Here is a 19,730-nt window from a genome sequence, read left to right on the forward strand (position 1 = left end):
AAAGAACGAATTATTTTGTTTTTTCTAATTCAATCGCCTCAACAAGTTGGGCGATTGTTTGAATTTCCTGGAACTTTTTACCTTCAATAACCACATCATATTCTTCATCAATCATTGCTATCAATGACAACTGTCCCATCGAATCCCATTCTTCGTACTCACGGAATAAATCACCGGGTTGAACGTTTTTGCCTTCCATCTCAAGCGTTTCTTTAAACAGGCTAATAAACCTTTCTTGCATAAAATATCATTTTAAAATTATAAATAAATTACCGGGGGGCAGCAGAGATTATGAGTTTCAAAATAAACTGTTCCCCAGGAAAGCCCAACGCCAAAACCACAACCGACTAGCTGGTGTTTGCCAACTGAGAGTGTTTCGCTGATTTGTGTTACCATTGTAAGTGGAATGGAAGCAGAAGAAGTGTTTCCAAATTCCTGGAGGGAATAAGGGACTTTTGATGAATCTGTTACCCCTATTTTTTTTCGTATTTTCTCTGTCATCATTTTATTAGCCTGGTGAAAAAGAAAATAGTCTACCATTTCAATATTGATATTAAAATGATTTATCAACGCTTTAATACTTTGAGGTGCCCGGGTAATACCAAAAATAAAAACGTCCGTTCCGTTGAGGTGGCTTTGAAGATTATTGCGTACAATACCGGATTCCCTTTCTTTCATTTGTAAAGATGTTGATGAGAAAGGATTGCGAGACCCGCCATCATCTATAATAATAGCATCATATCCCTTACCATCCGTACCCGTATGTACTTTAATACCGGCTGCCCCCTCTTCAAATTCAATTGCGGTAGCAGTTCCTGCATCCCCAAAAAGCGGATAGGTACTTTTATCCAAAGGCGATTTTGTAACTGTAACGGTATCCCCAACCAATAATAACCCCTTTTTAAAATTGCCATTGTTCATCAAGCTAGCGATGGTTGATAATCCATACACCCAGCCAGAGCAACCAAGCGACAGTTGAATTGCAAAGCAATCGACAGTCAATCCCAGCCGGTGTTGCAAAATACATGCTGTGGAAGGCAGTTGATAATCTGGTGTCTGCGTTACAAAAACAAGGCAATCCACATCACTACTTTTCCAGTTCAGTTCGGCTAAAAGTTTTTGAGCAGCTTCAAAACAAAGATCAGACGTGCAGATACCACTATTCTCCACGGTATGCCGCCTGACTATTGCTGTATTTTCAATAAATTTTTCTATCTCTGCAGCATTACCAATTAGTGTGGAATCTCTGTTATCTACTACATGCTCCGGCACGCAGGCAGCCACCCCTCTTATTACTATATTCTTAATCTCCTGAAAGGCCATACCTGATTTTTTATTGAACAACGATTTTGGCGGGATTGCCATGGTAAAGGTAACCATCCTTTGTGTTACGCATAATAACACTATTGACGCCAATTTTTGTTTGATTCCCAATCTTTTTACCCTGCAATATAATTGACTGAACACCAAAAAAATTTCCATCACCCACTATTACATCACCAGATAAGCGAACGGACGGGTTTAAAATATTGTAACTCCCCAATCTCACATCGTGTCCCAGAGCCACAAAACCATTGAATAAATTAAAGTCTCCAATTTGAACATCACAAGAAAACCGACAACCGAAAAATATAATATTTCCTTTGCCTATTTGAAAACTATCCTTGTCATAGAAGCTTACTGTAGGTGCAATTATATTTGGAAAATTGAGATGAACATTTGTAAGCCTTGCTGTAATTGATCGTAATATTTGGGGATTTGCAATTGCAATCGCAACAGATAAGTTATGGTCATAATTATTTAACCATTCGCAATCACCCAAAACTTTTCCATAACGATTGGCTGTATCCTTCGGTACTCCATCATCCACAAAACCCAGTAAATTCCACTGGGGTTGCAACTCATTTATAGCCTTTATTAAACAAGCAATCTCTCTCCCAAAGCCTCCGGCACCATATATAGCAATGTCTTTCATAAGGAATATAATTCTTGTTTTACGTTTTTGCAGTACCGGAAAAAGGTGGCATTGTTACATTACTACCCGCATTAATACCTTCCCTAACAATAACTTTTTTTATAGTTAACCACAAAATTTTCAAGTCCAGGGAAAAGGATAAATGATCTACATACCATACATCTAATTCAAACTTCTCTTCCCAATTGATGGTATTGCGGCCATTCACCTGCGCCCAACCTGTAATACCAGGCTTTACTTCGTGCCGCCGTGTTTGCTTTTTGTTATACAATGGCAGATATCTTACCAATAATGGTCGCGGTCCTATCAGGCTCATATCGCCTTTTAAAACATTGATAAGCTGAGGTAATTCATCAAGCGAAGTAGATCTTATAAATTTACCCACAGGGGTTAACCGGTCCTTGTCACGAAGCAATTTGCCATAAACATCCTTTTTATCATTCATGGTTTTAAACTTGATAACCTTGAATATACAGGCATTTTTACCGGGTCTTTCCTGGGTAAAAAAAACCTTGCCATTATTTACTAAATATAAAAGGACCGCCACCAATACCATCAACGGTGACAATATCAACAGCACAAAAAGTGCTATAAAAAAATCCAGGAACCTTTTTAAATAACTATGATACATACTATGTCACTTACTAGACAACAAATTTAAACGCATTTTCAGGACCAAAACTTTTTGAAGTTTTGAGCGCATTTAACTGTAAAGTACTATGATAATCCTTATCTGATTTTACCAAATTAATAAAATTCACCATCTGCCCAATTTCCGTGGGGTCAAAGCATTTTCCGATCTCGTGATCGTTAATTAAAACAGCCAGTTCTGAATCAATAGCGGCAATACAAAGTAATGGCGCCCCCACAGACATTAAACTAAATGTTTTACTTGGAATGCTTAAGCCTGATGCCTCTTTGCTTAAAGTTACTACTGCAATATCTGCCGCTGAAAGACTAAATGGAAGGATTTCAACAGGTTGTAAAGGGAGCATCAAACAGTTTTTTAATTGATATTTTTGAATCCTTTCAATGAGTAAATTTTTTTTGTCTCCTTCACCAATAATTACAAAATGAATATGCGGATCTGTTATTTCCCTGGCAACTTCTAACAAAACTTCAACGCTGTGTGAATGACCCAGATTACCTGAATAAACAATTAAAAATTTATCTAAAAGGTTATGCTCCCGGATAAATATATTTTCTGGCTTCTCCACAGGTTTTAAAAAACTATTATCTGTCCAGATTGAAACCACTTCTATTTTATTTGCATCAACATATTGTTTAAGCACCGATTTCATTCCCTCGCTTATTGTAAATATTTTATGAGCATTTTGAAATATCTTACGATTGGCATTCCTCCAATGACGGGCGAGGAACGAATTCGCAGAAATATATTTTTGGGCCACCAGCGAATCCGGGTAAATATCATAAATAAGTAATGAAAATTTATTTGTACAAAGTAACGGTATCAGCCCTGCTAAAGGGGGATTGGACACAATGAATAAATCTGCTTTCCTATATCGGGTTTTTACCAGCCATAAAATTTGAAGAAAGCCCCAGGACCAGGTAAATAATCGCTTTAAGGCAGAGGACCTGTTGTAGGAAATGATTTTCTCCCTTTTAACTGATGGAGATAATTTATTGTTTCTTATAACTACATTGCCTGCAATAAACGCTCTATTATTATAATTGCTGTAAGCGTTAATAATATCAATCATTAAATACCCTGCACTTTGGTTTATGAAAACTATTGAGTTTTTATCAGACATTATACAAGACCCCTCCTGGATTTATAAAATCGCAATATTTAGTTTTCAATATACTTTTGGAACTGCCATTACTCTTTCTCTAAAGCGGTAAAACACTACCTCTTCGTCCCCCACATTTTTATCCAAAATCATACCTGCCGAAATTTTATTTTTATTACCTACCCTAATACCCGGTATACTAGCACTATTTATCCCGAAAAAATTTTCCTCACCCACGATTGTAAATCCAGAAAAACAAACATTTGGGCAAATGAAATTAAAACTGCCTACCTGCGTATTGTGCCCCAAACTGCTTCTCGAATTAACCAATGTAAAATCCCCTATTGAAACCATTGGACCCACATTTACTCCCGGTGCTATTACTACCCCTGTTCCTAATTTAGATGATGGTGATATATAGGTGTCCGGATGAATAAAATTGGTAAACGACGCTCCTTTTGCCAAAAACTTTTCAATGATTGATCTTCTGAATTTCATATTCGCAATTCCTATTATGTAGTAACAATCCTTTTGAACAATATGAGATTTGATATCACCTAAAAAAGGGGCCGTAAATGGATAGTTGTTATAGCTGTCCGGATTATCATCCAGGAAACCTGTAATTACTAAATTAAAATCCGGGATCTTTTTTTTAGCATAATGAAAATAGTCATCCAGCTCTGCGCTATGCCCACCAGATCCAATTATGATAATTTTTTTCATCCTTTGCATTTTTTAAAGAAAGTAATACACTCTTCTATCGTGATACAAGCGGAAGCTTAAAATACTTGTGAACTATTAACTTTAAGGTAATAATTAATATTATAGCTTTTTGCAAATTAGTTGCGTTGGCTAAGTTTTGAACCTATGATTAATTATCTCAATGATTCATCTTCCTTTCAACCACTTTAAAAAGATCACCAACGGAAATAAGTTTCTCAAACTCCTTGTCTTCTATTTGTAAATCGTATTCTTCATCCAACATAACAATCAGGCAAAGCCTTCCCAATGAATTCCATTCTTCATAATTACGAAATACATCCTCCTGCAAAATTTCCCGATTTTCAATTTGAAGGGCTTCTTTAAAAGATTTGAAAAATTTTTCCTTCATAGCTTCTATAGTATGTTTTAAAATACAAATTAATACTAAAATTCTTATCCTTAAATATAAGGTACTTATTTTATACAACGGTGCTGAAGTAACTATTACCGAATTAAAAAATACTCAAATCCAATCCAGATAAGTAAGTTATGAAGCCAACAATTAATGCGGTAATAAAATCTTCAATCTACCCATCGGGTTCCCCTTCAGTTGGTATATTTCAAATTTAAACTAAGCATTTTCTATGAGAACCGGGAGATAGCATTCCACGAACCAATAGATTTCATACAAATAAGGTAACCATATGCTTTTAAAGCATTGGATTAAAGTTATAGCAAACCAGCCAGGTAGATTATGGGCTTACCATTTTCAAATAACAGGTATTAATTTACAGCAAAAGGAGTGCTTTCAACTTTTTCCTGTTTTATAAGCATCTTATACAATCCCACATAATCGCTATACCGTTCCTCTTTATTGAAAAAGTTGACGGCCCTGTTTCTGCATGCAGCTGAATAAAAGCCTTCCCCATTTTCTAAAATCTGTTGCAGCTTTTCATTAACCAATTGAATATTTCCCTTTTCAATTACAATACCTGACCTTTCGTCAATTGCTTCCGGACTCCCGCCAGTATCGTAAGTTATCACGGGAGTTCCGCAGGCCAGAGCTTCCACATTGGTTGTTGGAAAATTATCTACCCAGGTAGGATTTATAAACACACTGGCCATGTTATAGAGAACAACCAATTCATTTAGATTTTCTGTTCTTTGTATTCCGATAATATTGGCAGGCAGTTCTTTTATTAAATCCTGGGTGAGACCTACCAATATGATTATAACTTCGGGTGATAGCAATGCTGCCAATAGTTTAAAATCTGCCAGCCCTTTTCGCCGATCCCAAATACTGGCTACACCTAAAACCACCTTTTTATTTCCAATGCCTAATTTTTCCCGATACTGCTCTACCCCGTTTGTACCTGGAATAAATTGCTCTATATCAACCCCATTATGAATTACCTGAACCGGATATGATTTCAAAAATGACTCTTTTACCAAATCCTTTAACCAATTGCTGGGTGTCACCAGCACCATATTTTGCAGGCCAGTGAATAATTCTTTTTTTTTGAGATAGTTGTTGTAAGAATTATCTACAAAAAAACTCTCAGGATAACGATTGAATAATGGACAATGATGACACTGGCTTTTCCATTTTTCACAGCTAACAGTTGTGAAATAACTACAGTGACCAGTAAAAGGCCAGCAATCATGCAGTGTCCAAACTACCGGAATATTGATTTCTTTTAAAAAATTAAACAACACCTTAATATTAATATAGTAGCCATGTATGTTGTGAAGGTGGACGATATCCGGTTGAATCTTTTTAATTTCATTTACTAATTTTTTTGTTGCCGAAGTTGAACCGAAACCATGTTTATCCAATAACCTGGTTTTTAACCCGTGTAACTGAGCATCCAGTTTAGTACCTACTCGTATCGTTTTAGACGCACTTTGCTGATTTCCTCTACCGAAGGCAATAACACTTTCTTCGCCTCGGGACCTCAACAATATCCCGATACTTTCAGCAATGCGTCCGGTACTGCCGCTATTAACAATTGTATTTATTTGTAAAACCGTCATTTAAATTAAAGAAACAATACTTTTTTTTCAATCATAAAACACTTTGCATATGATGCACATTGTAAGAAGGTGCATACATTTGTGCCGTTTCAAATGCCCTCTCTCCAATAGTATAAATTTCAAGCCTGTTATTTGCGAGTTGGGTTAATATTTTTGCCAACTCGGCTGCATTGTTCTTTTCATAGATGAACCCGTTTATACCAGTAGTAATTCTGCCAGCTGAAGAAATTACTCCATCAGAAGCAACGACAGTTTTACCGCAGCTCATTGCATCATTGGGAGGAATACCAAATGGTTCATTAAGAGATGCGTGCAGATAAACATCACATCGCATTACATGTTGAATGTAAACGTCGTACTCTACCCATTCATAAAAATGTACTTTATTAGCAAATGCACTAATAGAACTTTTATAAAACTCCAACTCTGGTCCGGTACCCAATATTGATATCTCAAATTGATTGAGAATATCTCGATTTATTAAATGAAGCATTTTTAAAATTACAGCGTAGCCCTTTCTTTCTATAAACCTGTTCGAAATCAATAATCTTATATTAGCGCCGGATTCTACCTGCCGTTTTCTGTCTTCATTGATTTGTTTAACCAACTGCTCCTCAAACTCAGCACCCAGATATGGAAAATCAATCATTTTTTTTTCACTTATGCCATACTGCTTATTAATTATATTAAAACCATTTTTTCCGGTCACAAAAAGGTAAGTTGCTATTTTAAGCATGATTGTATTTCGTTGTTTTTTAATCCATCCAATTTCTTCAAGATGAATATCAATCCATAAGGCAAATTTTTTTCGGGTAATTGTTCCCCAAATAATTAACAACAAATGCATATAAGTATGCCAACCAGTTATAACTGCAAAATCTGCACTTGAAAATTGGGCAAAAATCTTTTTAAGATCCCCGGGCTTTTTATTAAATATATAATAATGTACTTCATTATCAATGGTGCTCCAGGGATACATTGTAGTGAGCCCCTTATAATACCAAAAATTAACCTTATACCCGGCCTCCACCATTTTCTTATGCATCAGGATGGAATGAGGCATTGGGATAGCATTATAGAAAAATATATTCCCCTTCACCAGTTTTTCAGACATATTAATTTTCTTTTACTGCTATTAAATCCAGGTAACGTTTGCCAATTTTTTCAAGACTATTTTTTACTGTTATTTTATAAGCTTCTTCCATAAATACTGTGCGTAGCATTTCATCATTCATTAAAACGCTTAATTTTTCGGCAAAGGCGTTTATATCCTTTGGCGTAATCAAAAACCCGCTTTTCCCATCCTCAATAATATCTGCCGGACCTGCATCACAGTTAAAGCTGATACAGGCAAGTGGTGTAGCCATTGCCTCCATCAGTGCATTGGGAAACCCCTCGGACAATGAAGTGAAAGCAAAAATTTTACTTTCCTGAAGGCATTGATTTACATCATTTTTGGCTCCTGTAAAAACAACATTTTCTTCAATTGCCAACGAAACGGCAAGTTGTTTTAAGTTACTGCTTTCTGGCCCATCTCCAACAATCATTAACTTCCAGTCAGCATTTTTTATTAATGCGAATGCTCTTAATAAATAATCAAACCCTTTGCTTTTTATCAACCTGCCTACAGATACAATTTGATTTTTTTTTGCTACCCGGAGCGTTGGCAATGGCCTGATATAATTAGGTATAACTATAATGGCATTGGTACTAAATTGCCGGTCGAGTATGTATGCAGCAAAATTTGTTTGTGCTATAATTCCCTTGAGTCTTCTGTATAAAATTTTACGGATGATTAAAGGCACAGAAAATGACTCAATTAATTTTGTATATAAGGGGTTACACCGGATAGTTAAATACATAGGATAATTTAAACCTACCGTAGCAGCCAATAAAAAAGAAGGAGACGATGCATTAAAAATAACACCAGGATCAACCATTTTTAGTGATTTCCTGATATACCTGATCAACCGTGTCATATGCACTAACTTACCTTTAACAGACCTTTGCATCTTAAAATCGGGCTCTATTAAATTAATATCGGAACTTAACTTAAAGCAAACAGGCGCTTTAGACAAAAGAATAATACTCACCTGGCAGTCATTTTCAGCAAGAAAATTTGCAAGATCTGCAGTATGGCGTTGAGCCCCACCTATATCAAGTGCCAGATTAATTAAACATACTTTATTATCTTTCATCAGAAAGTGTGCATATATAAAATTCAAGTTGTTTAGCTTCTTTAAAAATCAGCTAAAACCGGATTAGAAAAATAAACAGGTAACTATCTATAGGTTTCCATTTTAGCCAAATAACTCCTCTGCTTAGATCCATCAACCCTAAGTAAAAAGTTATAATAAAGTAACTTATTTCCTTGTGAACAAATAAGAAGTAGTTACTATGTCTGCTATTGAAAAGCCCTCCGATTGTATTCTTTCAATAATAGCATTTTTGCTCGTTTCATCATACATCCAGGGATGAAGTTCAATCATAATGATTCTAACGGTAGCTGGGAAATTTGGCTGGCTATCTATTAAAATTGTCTCTGTGCCTTCAATATCAAATACCAACACGGTTGGCTTGATATTAAAGTTTGTACAGATTTTACCAATGTCCCAAATTTCATTTTTCTCATTTGAAGAATTATCTGCCTCCGCATCACTATAAGAAACAACACCTCCGAGACTGCCACCATATTCAGAAAATTTATCAACCTTTAGCTTCTTATTAACTGAAAAAACCGGGAACCCAAAACCTGTTAGTATTTCGATATTCCCTTTAGGTTGCAACCATTTTTTTGAAATATCAGTTATTCTTTTTGAAGCTTCAACAGATATTATCTTTCCTTGTGGTCCAACATATTTTGAAATTATTGCAGTAAGTATTCCAATTGACCCTCCCATTTCTATAACAATATCTGAAGATTTTAACTGATTAGAAATCAATTGTCTTTCAGGCAGTTCATATTCGTTTCTTATTAATCCCCTTTTTGTTCCAAACGAAAAGGGCATATTTCTTATTGGAATAGCAACATTATCCATAATAATTTGTTTGGGCCACACAAATTCCGGCACAAAGTTTCTTAGGAAAATCCTACGCATTGTGAAATACAAATTCCTTAGCTGTGGCATGAAATACTTATTTAAAATAAAGAATTTCAATTATTTTGAAATTGTCAAAACAATCAAATGTTAAATGAGGCGTTTTGGGTTATAATTGAAAGACAAATTATAGTTGAAGAATTTATAGATTCAATGTGATAATATCCTTACCACTTCATCTGTAATTTTTATGGATCCATTGTAATTCAGGTGATCCCTGCTAAGCCAGTCTTTTTTAGATTCCAATAATGTATCACACTTGCTTACATTATTGAGGTTGTGGATGAATAAATTGCAGGCCGTGTTGCCTACCAGTTTATTTACTTCCAGGTCAGCACAATTGTTTTGTACATCTTTCCAGCATGGCATTTCAAACACTTCCATTTGTATGCCTTTTTCCCGGCAAAGTGCAGCCATTTGCCACATATACTCATAGCCTGTACTGTTGTAGAAACGATTATCATGGCACACTATGGAATCATTTTTTCTTACCGTAAAATCCGTAACCATTCTCTTTATTTGCAGCTGACCATTAATAACCTTTGCTGAGCGGTGATTGAATGAGAGCAATTTTTTAATGTTTTCAACAAAGGTCCACCTGAACCGGAAGAGCGGCATATCTGTTAAGCCACCAATATGAAAAGAATCAATATAATAGTATTCAATAATTGGATTGACATCATTCGCCTTTACATAATTTGTGTGTGCACTACTTAAAAACAACAAAACTTTTGAGGGCCTGGCATTGTGTTGAAGGTAATAAGATAACTGAACATAATTGGTTTGCAGGGAAGCCCCGCCAACTGAAAAATTATAGGCCGAACCAAATTTTTCGGATAATATTTCAGGATTGATTCCGTCCATTCCAGTGCTATTGCCAAATACGATTACGTTAAGCTGTTTATCTTTAAAATTATGCGCCTCCTTTGTTTTTTTAAATTCCCAATCGACCCGGGGCAAAACAAACAGGTAAAGTAAATTGGCCAGTAAAAAAGCCAGTAAAAGTGCTATGAAGAATTGAAAGAATTTTTTCATTAAAACTGAAAGTAAATAAAGCTTTGTTGTGAAAATTGACCCAGTAGTGTAATTAGAATTAACAACCCCAACGATAAAGCAAATTGTTTAAGAACAGTTGTCTTTAAAAGATGATTCTTCCTGTATAAAAAATAAGTGCTTACGGTAAAAAAAACAGCAAATGAAAGTGAGTAACTTATTACATCCGAATTTTCCAAAGCGAGTGTTTTCCCTTTTACATTATGTACAATGTTATTTAGATAATGACCAGCCTGCGCAAGTGTAGCTGCCCTGAAAAATATCCAGGCAATTGTAACCAGGAGAAAAGTAATTACCATTTGAAAAATATCCAACACTGATGGGACTACCTTATTACGGTGCACAATGTCTTCCTTGTATTTTCTGTTAGACCCCAAAACAAATGAGGGTATAAAAAGTAACGCATGAATACCGCCCCAAATCAAAAATGTCCAGTTGGCACCATGCCAAAAACCACTTACTAAAAATATGATGAATACATTTCTAATGCTCAATAACCTGCTAGCTTTTGAACCACCCAATGGGATATATAAATAATCCCTGAACCAGGTTGATAAAGATATGTGCCACCTTCTCCAAAACTCAGCAATATTCCTGGAGAGGTAAGGAAAATTAAAATTCTGTATAAGATCAATACCTAATAATTTAGAGGTACCAATCGCTATATCTGAATAACCACTAAAATCACAATAAATCTGGAATGAAAATGCAATTGCTCCAATGATTAAAGCAACACTGCCGTAGGAAGCAGCATCATCAAATACTTTATTTACTATAATTGCCATCGTATCCGCTATCACCACTTTTTTAAAAAAACCCCATATCATCTGCTCAATTCCGCTGATGGCATTTTTGCTATTGAATGTTCTTTTTTGTTTTATCTGGGGCAGCAGGTGCGTTGCCCGCTCAATGGGACCAGCCACCAGCAATGGAAAATAGCTTACAAATAAAGAATAATCAACAAAATTCCGTTCTGCCTTTATTTTTCTGTTATAAATATCAATTACATAAGATAACCCATGAAAGGTATAAAATGAAATGCCCACCGGTAGTATCACTTTTATTGTCCAGACATTAACACTTACCCCCAGGTATGAAAGTCCTTCTACGAATGAGCCTATAAAAAAGTTGTAGTATTTAAATACGCCTAAAAAACCAAGGTTTATGATAACACTTAACCAAAACCAAAAGCTTCTTTTTTTTTGATTTTCGCTTTCATCCATTTTTATCCCGGTATAATAATCGAGCCCGGTTGAAAAAATAAGCAGGAAAAGAAAACGATAGTCCCAGCAGGCATAGAAAAAATAACTTGCCGCCAGCAAAAGTATATTCTGCCATTTTAAATTCCCTTTGGTTACAAACCAATAGAAAAAAAATACAATGGGAAAAAAAATAAGAAAACTTACAGAATTAAATAGCATTATCGGGAATATATAAGGGTATTAATTATTTTTTTCGTCTAACATCATATCCACCATCCAGTTTTGCGGAACAAATTGCCCTTCATGCCAGTTCAACTCTTTATCCCAGTATCCTTCACAGGGGTCATAAAATTCAATAGCAAAACCATAACTTATTTCTAAAATTAAAGGTCTGCCATTTTTATATACAAAGTCATAGGCAACGCATTGCGCATTTAAACGGGAAGAAATATTCATCGCAAGTTTAACGGATCCCAGATCAAATAGATTCTTATCATACAATGCAACTCCGCTGCCTGAAGCCCTAAAATCGTTCTTTCTCACCACTCTTTTTACGGCAAAAGCTTTTCCATCTATTACTATGATTCTAATATCACTATCGTTGTTTTCAATAAAATCCTGAAAATAGATATAGCCCCTTTCTCTTCCTGCAATTTTATCGAATGCAGGTTTGTAAAAAATACGGGCCACTCCTTTACAAAGGTCAATAAATGATGTTTTGCCATTCCTGTATTTCCGAAGCCGCTCTTTAAAATTGGACCAACCCTGGTATTGACCAAAGCCCCTTCCAAAAGATTTGTTCACCAATCTTATTGCCTCCCTTTTTGAATTAACCAACCGTACATTTACAGAACCTGCTCCTCCTCTCAATTTAAATACTTTGGGAAAGCTGGTATTATTTATCCATTCTATCGCCTCCTTTTTTGAGTAAAAAACATATGTTGCGACAAAAGGCACCCCTAAGGCTTCCAGCAAGTATTTCTGTCCTACTTTGTCATCAAAATGCCAGGCACTACTAAAGCCCGGAAAGACTTTTTTCCCTGAGATGGCCACTGAATACATCAATTGCTTTGCAAATAATACTGACCTGGCACCTGCATGATGAAAATGCCACATCAAAGCGGTACAGTCTTCTAGCTGCTGTATTATATCGGTTTTATAACAATCAACAATTTTATAGGGAATGCCATTTTTTTCGCAATAAGCAATCCAACGTACGCTGAAAGTTCCTTTAGTGTGGTGTATCGCTATTTTCATCTATCAATAAATTGTTTCATCCAAATTTCAAGGCCTGTTACCACCCACAATGCATCCAACTCCGCTACACTGATCTGTTCAAGATTATTAATCCAGGCTGCTATTTTATTACTATTCAGCAAATTTCTTTTTTCAATCCCCGGTAAAATTTCCTCCCGTAAATAACTATTAAAAGCTGGTTTTGCCAAAAACTCACGCAAAGGAATTCCGAAACCCATTTTATTTCTAAAAGCGAACTCATCGCCAAATACATTACCACACATTTTTTTCAAAATATACTTCTCTGTGTTGTTACTTTCTGCAGCCTTTCGTTTTATTAAGTAGTTGGTCGGTATTGTAAATGAATGGTCAACCACCCGATTATCAAGAAAGGGTACCCGGTTCTCGATAGAATGCGCCATTGACATTTTATCCTGCCGGGTTAAGAGATCGGGCAGGTAGGTAGCCATATCATATTTAACCTGTTTGTCAAATACAGAGCCAGTCAGTTCATCAAATACTGCTTTTCTTTGGCATGTTGCATTGGCATATCTAAAATCAGGCTTTAATGAAAGGGCCATTTGTTCCGTCATTGTGGCAACGCCCAAATTGGCTCTTGTAAAGGGGTCAGTATATTGCCTTAAAAACTTGAACGGGTTGTTGACGGATTGTTTTAATCCAGAGAAGAATTTCTTGTTGGCATAGGGATACATCACAGCATAAAAACGGGCATAGCCCCCAAATACTTCATCTGCTCCTTCGCCGCTTAATAAAACGGTAACATACTCCTTTGCTTTTTGTGCAAGTAAATATATACCGATGGTATTCGGATGATTGATAGGTTCTTCCAGGTGCCAGGTTGCCTGCCTGATGCTGTCCTGATAAAATTCTGACTGCAGTGGGAACTGGTGTGAAATAATTCCCAGCTGATTAGCCACTTTATCAATAAAGGGTTTTTCGTTAAATCTTTTGTCGTCGAAAACAATGGATACACTTTCTAACAAATTATCCTGCTTTATGTCTTTTGCCAGCCAGGTCACCAATGAGGAGTCAACCCCACCGGATAACTGGCAACCTAATTTCACATCGCTCATTAATTGCGATTGTACACTCTTTTCAAGAACATCATGCAGTTTATTAAGTGCTTCCTCAAAGTCGGCCCCCTTTGCTGATTGCCGCTCATAATGGTTGACGTCAAAATATTGAGTAAAAGAAATTCCCTGGCCAGAACTATATGTTAAATAATGTCCGGGTGCTATCCGCTGCACATCATTGATCAACGTCTTATTCAGGTTGTTTTTAAATATAAGGTATTCATCCAGCAGCCCAGTATTTACAGTAGCATTGAATTGATCCAATGCATAAAAGCTTTTTAATTCAGATGAAAAAGCGAGTACGCCGTTTTTATTATAAAAGTACATGGGCTTAATACCAAAGCGATCCCTGGTTATATACAGTTTGCCTTCCCTTAAGTCAGCCACCACTATTGCAAACATCCCATTCAGTCTTTCCACCATTCCCCTGAAACCATACTTCAGATAAAGGTATAATACCACTTCTGTATCGGTAGTACTTTTAAATTTACATCCGTCTGCAATCAAAGCTGGCTTCAAATCAAACGCATTGTATATTTCTCCATTTAGCATTAACAATACATTACCATCCGGTGAACTCATTGGCTGATGTCCATTTGCCGACAAATCTAGTATACTTAGCCTGTTAAAGCCGAGTATGCCTTCAAATGGGTCATTGATTTCCTGCGTTTGCTGATGGATATACTCCTGCGCTTTTTGATTCTTCAAACTAAAAGCCATAATTCCGGAATCATCCGGCCCACGGTGTTTCTGGGCGCCCAACATTTCACGTATTACTGCCGTGTTGGGTATGCACCTGCTATCCGTATTAATATATCCTGTTATTCCGCACATGAAAATTTCTTATTATTTTGAAAGCAAATTTATTAGCACATCCCTGTGGGCTTCGCATCTTGCCAGGTTTAATAATAGTAACCGTTTTCTCTTCTTCATAAATTTTGGGAAAAAACCCCTTGCCCTTAGTGATGCAATTGTTTTTCCAAAACCTGGTTCAATAAATGCCTCATACATTCGTTTTACAGAATTGCAATAGGCATCAAATGAGCTGGCCAGTTGTTCATCATCGCCAATGATTTTATTGAATTGAGCGAGTTTTAAATCAAAACTAATTTTCTCTTCCTCATCCAATTTAAAAACACCTGGTACTCCGCTATTTTGTTTAAGCGGGATAATTTCAAAATCAATTTTATCAGTTATACTCAGCTTTACTACATAACCAAAATTCCAATCCGCCTGCTGTTTTTCCGGCCAGTCATAAATAAAATTACCCAGGCTGTAAAAAATTGGTTTGCCATTATAAACTTCATAGCCGCTAAAACAATGAGTGTGATTGGATATAACCACATCGGCACCAATATCAATGAAAAAGCGATAAGTTTCCTTTATCCTGGGCGAAGGCAATGAATAAAATTCGTTGCCTCCATGCACCATCAGCAATACAAAATCGTGGTCTTTTTTTGCAGCAGTAATGTCATAATAATTATTCACCAGGTGCATGCCATTCGCGCCCACCTCACTGCCCGGTACTGAAATAAATTCATTTTCTGCGAAATTAATAATGGCAATTTTTTTACCTTTTATTACTGTTGAAAAAGGCTTTCTTTTTTCGGTATTATTAGCTCCTGTGCCAACAGTGGCAATACCAGCCTTTTTACAAATATTTATGGTGTCATTTACTCCCTCAGCACCACAATCCATCATATGGTTATTTGCCATGGCTGCCAGCCCGATATTGGCATATTGCAATATTCCAATCGTGTGGGGCGAAGCAAACTGGTAAGGACCTATTTTAGGAACCCGGCTACTGGTTGCCGTCAATGGACATTCCACATCCGTAACATTCAGATCATTGTTCTTGAATACTTCGATAAAATCATTAAAAACAGCTGCGTAGTTGCCATCTTTTGAAAATGTCTCCATCCTGTTATGCGGACAAAAATCACCGGTAAATAATACTTTTATTGCTTCCATTTTACTATTACTATTTCAATGCGAGCATTTCATCCAGTTGGTCTGTTGATATAAATTGCACATCAGGCCACTTGCTTTGCACTTTTCTAATGATTGTTTTCAAATCCCTCAATCCCCGCTCCCTGTTGCCCTTATCTATGTAACCAATATAATTGATCCGGTGGCTGCAAATTACTGCAGGCTTTTGCCATAAAAATGCCGTTGCTATTTGTGCAAGACAACTATCTACCCAATCCTTTGCAGGTAACATGGATGGCTCCAGAAAACAGTTGCGTACATTATAGGCTAACCCTAATTGGTTAATTTCACCAAAAGAATGAGGCATACGCTGGTAGTTATCAAAACAACCTGTTGGCTTTAATTGATACCGGATGCCCTGGATGATTTTAACTCCATTTGCCTGTAACAGCGGCTCTAATGCTGAATCCCAATTATAGCATGGGGCAATAAATGATTTTGATTTAAACCCAAAAACATTTTCAAACATGCGCAATCCTTCTAAAACTACTTTCTTTTGTTCTTCTACATCAGTGGGTGAATCCCAATCGTAGGCCTCCATAAAACTATAGTCTTTTAACCCGGAATAGGTGGCACCGAGGTTAAAACAAAACAGGGCGTCCTCATTTCCTGCCTGTAAAACTTTTAACCAGCGGTTATATTGCAGGTGTTCCCTTCCGTGGAACTGCGGCATAAAAAGCCCATCGGTAATCGCCTTTTGCCATCTAGAAAATGATTGGTCGTGTTGTGGATAATGTAAAAGGGTAGAACGGAAATCTTCAAAGTAAAATGTTTTAAAATCTGCTGCCTTAATTTTTTTAAAATCCGGGTTAGCCATTATTACATTAGCGGTAAGTTTAAGCGGGTTCCCGCTATTGTCACGCAGGGATTGTAATAAATTAAAAAGCGCATCGAGATCCTCGTTGCTGGCAAGGCTGTCGTTTTTATACACACTGTTAGGGAGGTCGAGCCCTTTATTTTTAAATGCTTCCAATGCATACCTTGAGGGAGTTCTGATAGCCCCCCAATCATCAGACTCAATAATTAAAAAACGACCATGTAATTTTTTACCCCGGTAGTTGTTTATATGAGCACTCAAAGTTGCCTTTTGCCTTTTTAAAAAATCTACAACCATCGATTACTTAGTGGAATGATCTATTAAACTACCTAATTGATCTGAACTCATAAACTCAGCCTCCGGCCAGCGCTTTAATATATTTGCCAATAACTCTTTGAAGAGTCGCAGGCTTTGGGTTCTGTTGTCAATATGTAAACTTCCAATAAAATTGGCTCTATGTGTGCTGATTACTGCAGGTTTACCCCACTTAAATGCAATGTCAATTTCCTGTAAACAATTGTTTACCGCTGCGCTTCCTTTTTGATTGGGTTCAAAAAAAGCATTGCGTACCATGTATAGTTGTCCCCATTTATTTTTTTGCGCCAGCCAATGAAACACTGTTTTTGTTTTGCCTTCACCCAATACTTCTGTTTGAATCTTGGAAGCAAACATATATTTAATACCATTCGCCGCGGCAGTTTCCTCCAGCGAATTATTAAATGGACCATTAGGTGGCACAAAATAGGTGGCTTTATAACCAAATAGTTCTTCAAACATTGTGAGACCAGATTCAATTATTTCATGCTGCAATCCCAGGTCACTTAAATAAGGCAGGTCAAATGCCGCCTGGAACATTACCCCATTTGGATGCTTGTTGTTAAATCCCCATACACCATCATTAAATGCAATCCGGGCTTCTTTGTCATTTTGCTGAAGTGCCCGCATCCACTCCGCTACATTCAGGTGTTCCCGGCCGTGAAATTGCGGTAAGAAGAAACCATTGGCAATACCCTCGTTGTATAAATTTATAACGCCTGGTTGATTGTTTCGTTTTAATGTTTGGGTGAAGGGTTCCCAATAATACCGGTTAAACTTGTCGGCTTTTATTTTTTCAAAATCAGGATTGGCTACCACACAAACAGGGGTAATTACAGGATGATTGCTCTTAAAATCCTTGAAATTTGTCAACACCTCAAATAAAGCGGCCATGTCTTCACTGGTTTCCAATGCATCATTCTGATTGTACCTGGCGGAATCACCCGTAAGCAAATCAAGCCCTTGATTTAATAACCTGTTTAACACTTCCAGCGATGGCATGCGGATACTACCCCAGTCATCAGATTCAATAACGATGACCTTACGATTGGTTCTCCACCCCGGAATATTCGAAAGATTTCTGCTTATTTGTTGTTTCAAATTCATTCAATCAACCTGGCTAATTGTATTTACTTAAAAGTTTATTAGTCCCAATACCATAGCTGTTAAAAGTGGTACTATTTTATTTATGGGCATCTCTAAAAACCTTCCTTTTCCTCTCTTTCAGGAGGGGAATTAAAGGTGAGGTTAAATAAAAAAAATGGGTTTTTAGAGATGCCCTTATAATAAAGACAGAAATCTTTGGCAAACATTTTCAATCCGGTACTGTTCAGGATGGTCAATAATTACGCGGTTTTTATAATCACCTGAAAGAAATTCATCCACTGCTATTTTATTAAGTGCCCCCGTTTTTACAGAAAGAATTGGCTTATTGATGATGGCATAATCAATCAGTTTGCTGGGTGTTTGCCTGTTACCTTCATTTTCAAAATTCACTAAAAAATCAAACTTACTTAATTCAAAAAGCAGTTCCTTTCTTGGTATTACGGGCATTAGTTTTATTCTGCCGTTTGATAAAGCAACATAAGGGTGTACCATATCTGGGGTTGTGGTAAATACACGGAATTCGAAATCAATTTTTAACGAACATAAATAAGCTAGTAGCTCTGTCGGGTCCCGCATACCAGGAATGAATGCCCCTCCATACGCAAAAACAGGATAGCTGCTTTCTTTAGCACCATGGTATAAGGTAATATCTTCAAAACGGAATCCTTGGGATATCACCCTGATTTTAGCATGAAATTCCCTGAAATAAGCAGGTATTGACCCAATGGTGGGCACTGTTATAAAATCTGTCTTTCTGCAAAACCATTTTTCTACATATTTGAAATAAAATGGCACATTAAAAGTGTCATTTTCCCGGCCTACATAGGGATCGCCGCAATCAGCTACCCAAACTTTTGCAATTCTTCTGTTCTTTGTCCTCGCTGCAGCCACGCCCCAATGTATCGGGTATGGTACTGCAATGGATACCATCAGGTCGTATCCAGCTTCTAACTTTAACGCCTTTTTTACCAAACCAAGTAGTTGAATAGAAGGGTATTCAAACAGCAAATTCGAAAACCGGCTCACTACTCTTCTTATAAACAATTCGATTCCACTTCCTTTCACTGCTAATGATTTCCAATTGTACTTTCCCAGGTCTTTTATCAATATACCGAATTCCGCTTCAAAAGCTGCATGAACGGGATCGTGTCGGGGTGTTATTACTGTTACGTTATGGCCAGACCTTGCAAACTCTTTTGCGAGTTCTGTAGCCCGAAAAGAACGTGGTGAATTTTCAGGATAAAAAGCCTGGGTTACAATTAATATATTCTTTGAAGTCATTAATTTTTTTGCATTTTAAACTTACATGATTTTTCATGTCATACACTTCTCTAAAAGTAAAATCGGAAGTCTTTAA

Annotated in this window: 19 protein-coding genes; all 19 read right to left on the reverse strand. The window is 36.7% G+C overall.

What is annotated here, in order from left to right; genetic code table 11:
* Window positions 1–10: 10 nt before the first annotated feature.
* On the reverse strand, window positions 11–241 hold the full coding sequence (locus tag QWZ08_RS24755) for an acyl carrier protein (protein ID WP_290340314.1): 231 nt from the start codon (window positions 239–241) through the stop codon (window positions 11–13).
* Between the two features lie 17 nt (window positions 242–258).
* Entirely contained in the window at window positions 259–1,323 is a 1,065-nt protein-coding gene (locus QWZ08_RS24760) for a 3-oxoacyl-ACP synthase III family protein (RefSeq protein ID WP_290340315.1), read from the reverse strand.
* A gap of 10 nt (window positions 1,324–1,333) precedes the next feature.
* Window positions 1,334–1,975: an acetyltransferase gene (locus QWZ08_RS24765; RefSeq protein WP_290340316.1), complete on the reverse strand. Its 642-nt coding sequence runs from the start codon at window positions 1,973–1,975 to the stop codon at window positions 1,334–1,336.
* Between the two features lie 19 nt (window positions 1,976–1,994).
* Window positions 1,995–2,606 carry a sugar transferase gene (locus QWZ08_RS24770; protein ID WP_290340317.1) on the reverse strand — a complete coding sequence of 204 codons (612 nt, stop codon included), beginning with the start codon at window positions 2,604–2,606 and terminating at the stop codon, window positions 1,995–1,997.
* 13 nt (window positions 2,607–2,619) lie between these two features.
* Complete coding sequence (locus tag QWZ08_RS24775) at window positions 2,620–3,696, reverse strand: glycosyltransferase family 4 protein (protein WP_290340318.1); 1,077 nt, start codon at window positions 3,694–3,696, stop codon at window positions 2,620–2,622.
* A gap of 96 nt (window positions 3,697–3,792) precedes the next feature.
* Entirely contained in the window at window positions 3,793–4,449 is a 657-nt protein-coding gene (locus QWZ08_RS24780) for an acetyltransferase (protein WP_290340320.1), read from the reverse strand.
* 157 nt (window positions 4,450–4,606) lie between these two features.
* Complete coding sequence (locus QWZ08_RS24785; RefSeq protein ID WP_290340322.1) at window positions 4,607–4,837, reverse strand: acyl carrier protein; 231 nt, start codon at window positions 4,835–4,837, stop codon at window positions 4,607–4,609.
* Window positions 4,838–5,211: 374 nt separating this feature from the next.
* Window positions 5,212–6,462 carry a glycosyltransferase gene (locus QWZ08_RS24790; RefSeq protein WP_290340323.1) on the reverse strand — a complete coding sequence of 417 codons (1,251 nt, stop codon included), beginning with the start codon at window positions 6,460–6,462 and terminating at the stop codon, window positions 5,212–5,214.
* 31 nt (window positions 6,463–6,493) lie between these two features.
* Window positions 6,494–7,309, reverse strand: a complete 816-nt coding sequence (locus tag QWZ08_RS24795; RefSeq protein ID WP_290340324.1) for a glycosyltransferase family 4 protein — start codon at window positions 7,307–7,309, stop codon at window positions 6,494–6,496.
* 268 nt (window positions 7,310–7,577) lie between these two features.
* Entirely contained in the window at window positions 7,578–8,660 is a 1,083-nt protein-coding gene (locus QWZ08_RS24800) for a glycosyltransferase (RefSeq protein WP_290340325.1), read from the reverse strand.
* Window positions 8,661–8,825: 165 nt separating this feature from the next.
* On the reverse strand, window positions 8,826–9,500 hold the full coding sequence (locus QWZ08_RS24805) for a hypothetical protein (RefSeq protein ID WP_290340327.1): 675 nt from the start codon (window positions 9,498–9,500) through the stop codon (window positions 8,826–8,828).
* A 210-nt stretch (window positions 9,501–9,710) separates the two neighbouring features.
* The gene (locus QWZ08_RS24810) at window positions 9,711–10,595 is read right to left on the reverse strand and encodes a hypothetical protein (RefSeq protein ID WP_290340328.1); all 885 of its coding nucleotides are present in this window, start codon (window positions 10,593–10,595) and stop codon (window positions 9,711–9,713) included.
* Window positions 10,595–12,034: an MBOAT family O-acyltransferase gene (locus QWZ08_RS24815; RefSeq protein WP_290340329.1), complete on the reverse strand. Its 1,440-nt coding sequence runs from the start codon at window positions 12,032–12,034 to the stop codon at window positions 10,595–10,597. The genes QWZ08_RS24810 and QWZ08_RS24815 overlap by 1 nt, the downstream gene beginning before the upstream one ends.
* A gap of 21 nt (window positions 12,035–12,055) precedes the next feature.
* Complete coding sequence (locus QWZ08_RS24820; protein ID WP_290340330.1) at window positions 12,056–13,072, reverse strand: ATP-grasp domain-containing protein; 1,017 nt, start codon at window positions 13,070–13,072, stop codon at window positions 12,056–12,058.
* Window positions 13,069–14,979 (reverse strand): asparagine synthase (glutamine-hydrolyzing), encoded by a 1,911-nt coding sequence (gene asnB / locus QWZ08_RS24825; protein WP_290340331.1) that lies wholly within the window; start codon window positions 14,977–14,979, stop codon window positions 13,069–13,071. Before asnB ends, QWZ08_RS24820 begins: the two co-directional genes overlap by 4 nt.
* 12 nt (window positions 14,980–14,991) lie before the next feature.
* Window positions 14,992–16,116 carry a CapA family protein gene (locus QWZ08_RS24830; protein ID WP_290340332.1) on the reverse strand — a complete coding sequence of 375 codons (1,125 nt, stop codon included), beginning with the start codon at window positions 16,114–16,116 and terminating at the stop codon, window positions 14,992–14,994.
* A 10-nt stretch (window positions 16,117–16,126) separates the two neighbouring features.
* Window positions 16,127–17,212 carry a hypothetical protein gene (locus QWZ08_RS24835; protein ID WP_290340334.1) on the reverse strand — a complete coding sequence of 362 codons (1,086 nt, stop codon included), beginning with the start codon at window positions 17,210–17,212 and terminating at the stop codon, window positions 16,127–16,129.
* Window positions 17,213–17,251: 39 nt separating this feature from the next.
* Window positions 17,252–18,373 carry a polysaccharide deacetylase family protein gene (locus QWZ08_RS24840; RefSeq protein WP_290340335.1) on the reverse strand — a complete coding sequence of 374 codons (1,122 nt, stop codon included), beginning with the start codon at window positions 18,371–18,373 and terminating at the stop codon, window positions 17,252–17,254.
* A gap of 174 nt (window positions 18,374–18,547) precedes the next feature.
* Window positions 18,548–19,654: a glycosyltransferase gene (locus QWZ08_RS24845; RefSeq protein ID WP_290340336.1), complete on the reverse strand. Its 1,107-nt coding sequence runs from the start codon at window positions 19,652–19,654 to the stop codon at window positions 18,548–18,550.
* Between the last annotated feature and the right edge of the window lie 76 nt (window positions 19,655–19,730).

Origin of the sequence: Ferruginibacter paludis (assembly GCF_030409685.1) — a bacterium.
GTDB lineage: Bacteria > Bacteroidota > Bacteroidia > Chitinophagales > Chitinophagaceae > Ferruginibacter > Ferruginibacter paludis.

Coding starts and splice junctions, on each gene's coding strand:
- QWZ08_RS24755 (WP_290340314.1), bottom strand. CDS start 241: ATGCAAGAAAGGTTTATTAGCCTGTTTAAAGAAACGCTTGAGATGGAA.
- QWZ08_RS24810 (WP_290340328.1), bottom strand. CDS start 10,595: ATGAAAAAATTCTTTCAATTCTTCATAGCACTTTTACTGGCTTTTTTA.
- QWZ08_RS24775 (WP_290340318.1), bottom strand. CDS start 3,696: ATGATTGATATTATTAACGCTTACAGCAATTATAATAATAGAGCGTTT.
- QWZ08_RS24845 (WP_290340336.1), bottom strand. CDS start 19,654: ATGACTTCAAAGAATATATTAATTGTAACCCAGGCTTTTTATCCTGAA.
- asnB (WP_290340331.1), bottom strand. CDS start 14,979: ATGTGCGGAATAACAGGATATATTAATACGGATAGCAGGTGCATACCC.
- QWZ08_RS24765 (WP_290340316.1), bottom strand. CDS start 1,975: ATGAAAGACATTGCTATATATGGTGCCGGAGGCTTTGGGAGAGAGATT.
- QWZ08_RS24830 (WP_290340332.1), bottom strand. CDS start 16,116: ATGGAAGCAATAAAAGTATTATTTACCGGTGATTTTTGTCCGCATAAC.
- QWZ08_RS24800 (WP_290340325.1), bottom strand. CDS start 8,660: ATGAAAGATAATAAAGTATGTTTAATTAATCTGGCACTTGATATAGGT.
- QWZ08_RS24840 (WP_290340335.1), bottom strand. CDS start 18,373: ATGAATTTGAAACAACAAATAAGCAGAAATCTTTCGAATATTCCGGGG.
- QWZ08_RS24785 (WP_290340322.1), bottom strand. CDS start 4,837: ATGAAGGAAAAATTTTTCAAATCTTTTAAAGAAGCCCTTCAAATTGAA.
- QWZ08_RS24790 (WP_290340323.1), bottom strand. CDS start 6,462: ATGACGGTTTTACAAATAAATACAATTGTTAATAGCGGCAGTACCGGA.
- QWZ08_RS24770 (WP_290340317.1), bottom strand. CDS start 2,606: ATGTATCATAGTTATTTAAAAAGGTTCCTGGATTTTTTTATAGCACTT.
- QWZ08_RS24780 (WP_290340320.1), bottom strand. CDS start 4,449: ATGAAAAAAATTATCATAATTGGATCTGGTGGGCATAGCGCAGAGCTG.
- QWZ08_RS24805 (WP_290340327.1), bottom strand. CDS start 9,500: ATGGATAATGTTGCTATTCCAATAAGAAATATGCCCTTTTCGTTTGGA.
- QWZ08_RS24820 (WP_290340330.1), bottom strand. CDS start 13,072: ATGAAAATAGCGATACACCACACTAAAGGAACTTTCAGCGTACGTTGG.
- QWZ08_RS24760 (WP_290340315.1), bottom strand. CDS start 1,323: ATGGCCTTTCAGGAGATTAAGAATATAGTAATAAGAGGGGTGGCTGCC.
- QWZ08_RS24815 (WP_290340329.1), bottom strand. CDS start 12,034: ATGCTATTTAATTCTGTAAGTTTTCTTATTTTTTTTCCCATTGTATTT.
- QWZ08_RS24795 (WP_290340324.1), bottom strand. CDS start 7,309: ATGCATTTGTTGTTAATTATTTGGGGAACAATTACCCGAAAAAAATTT.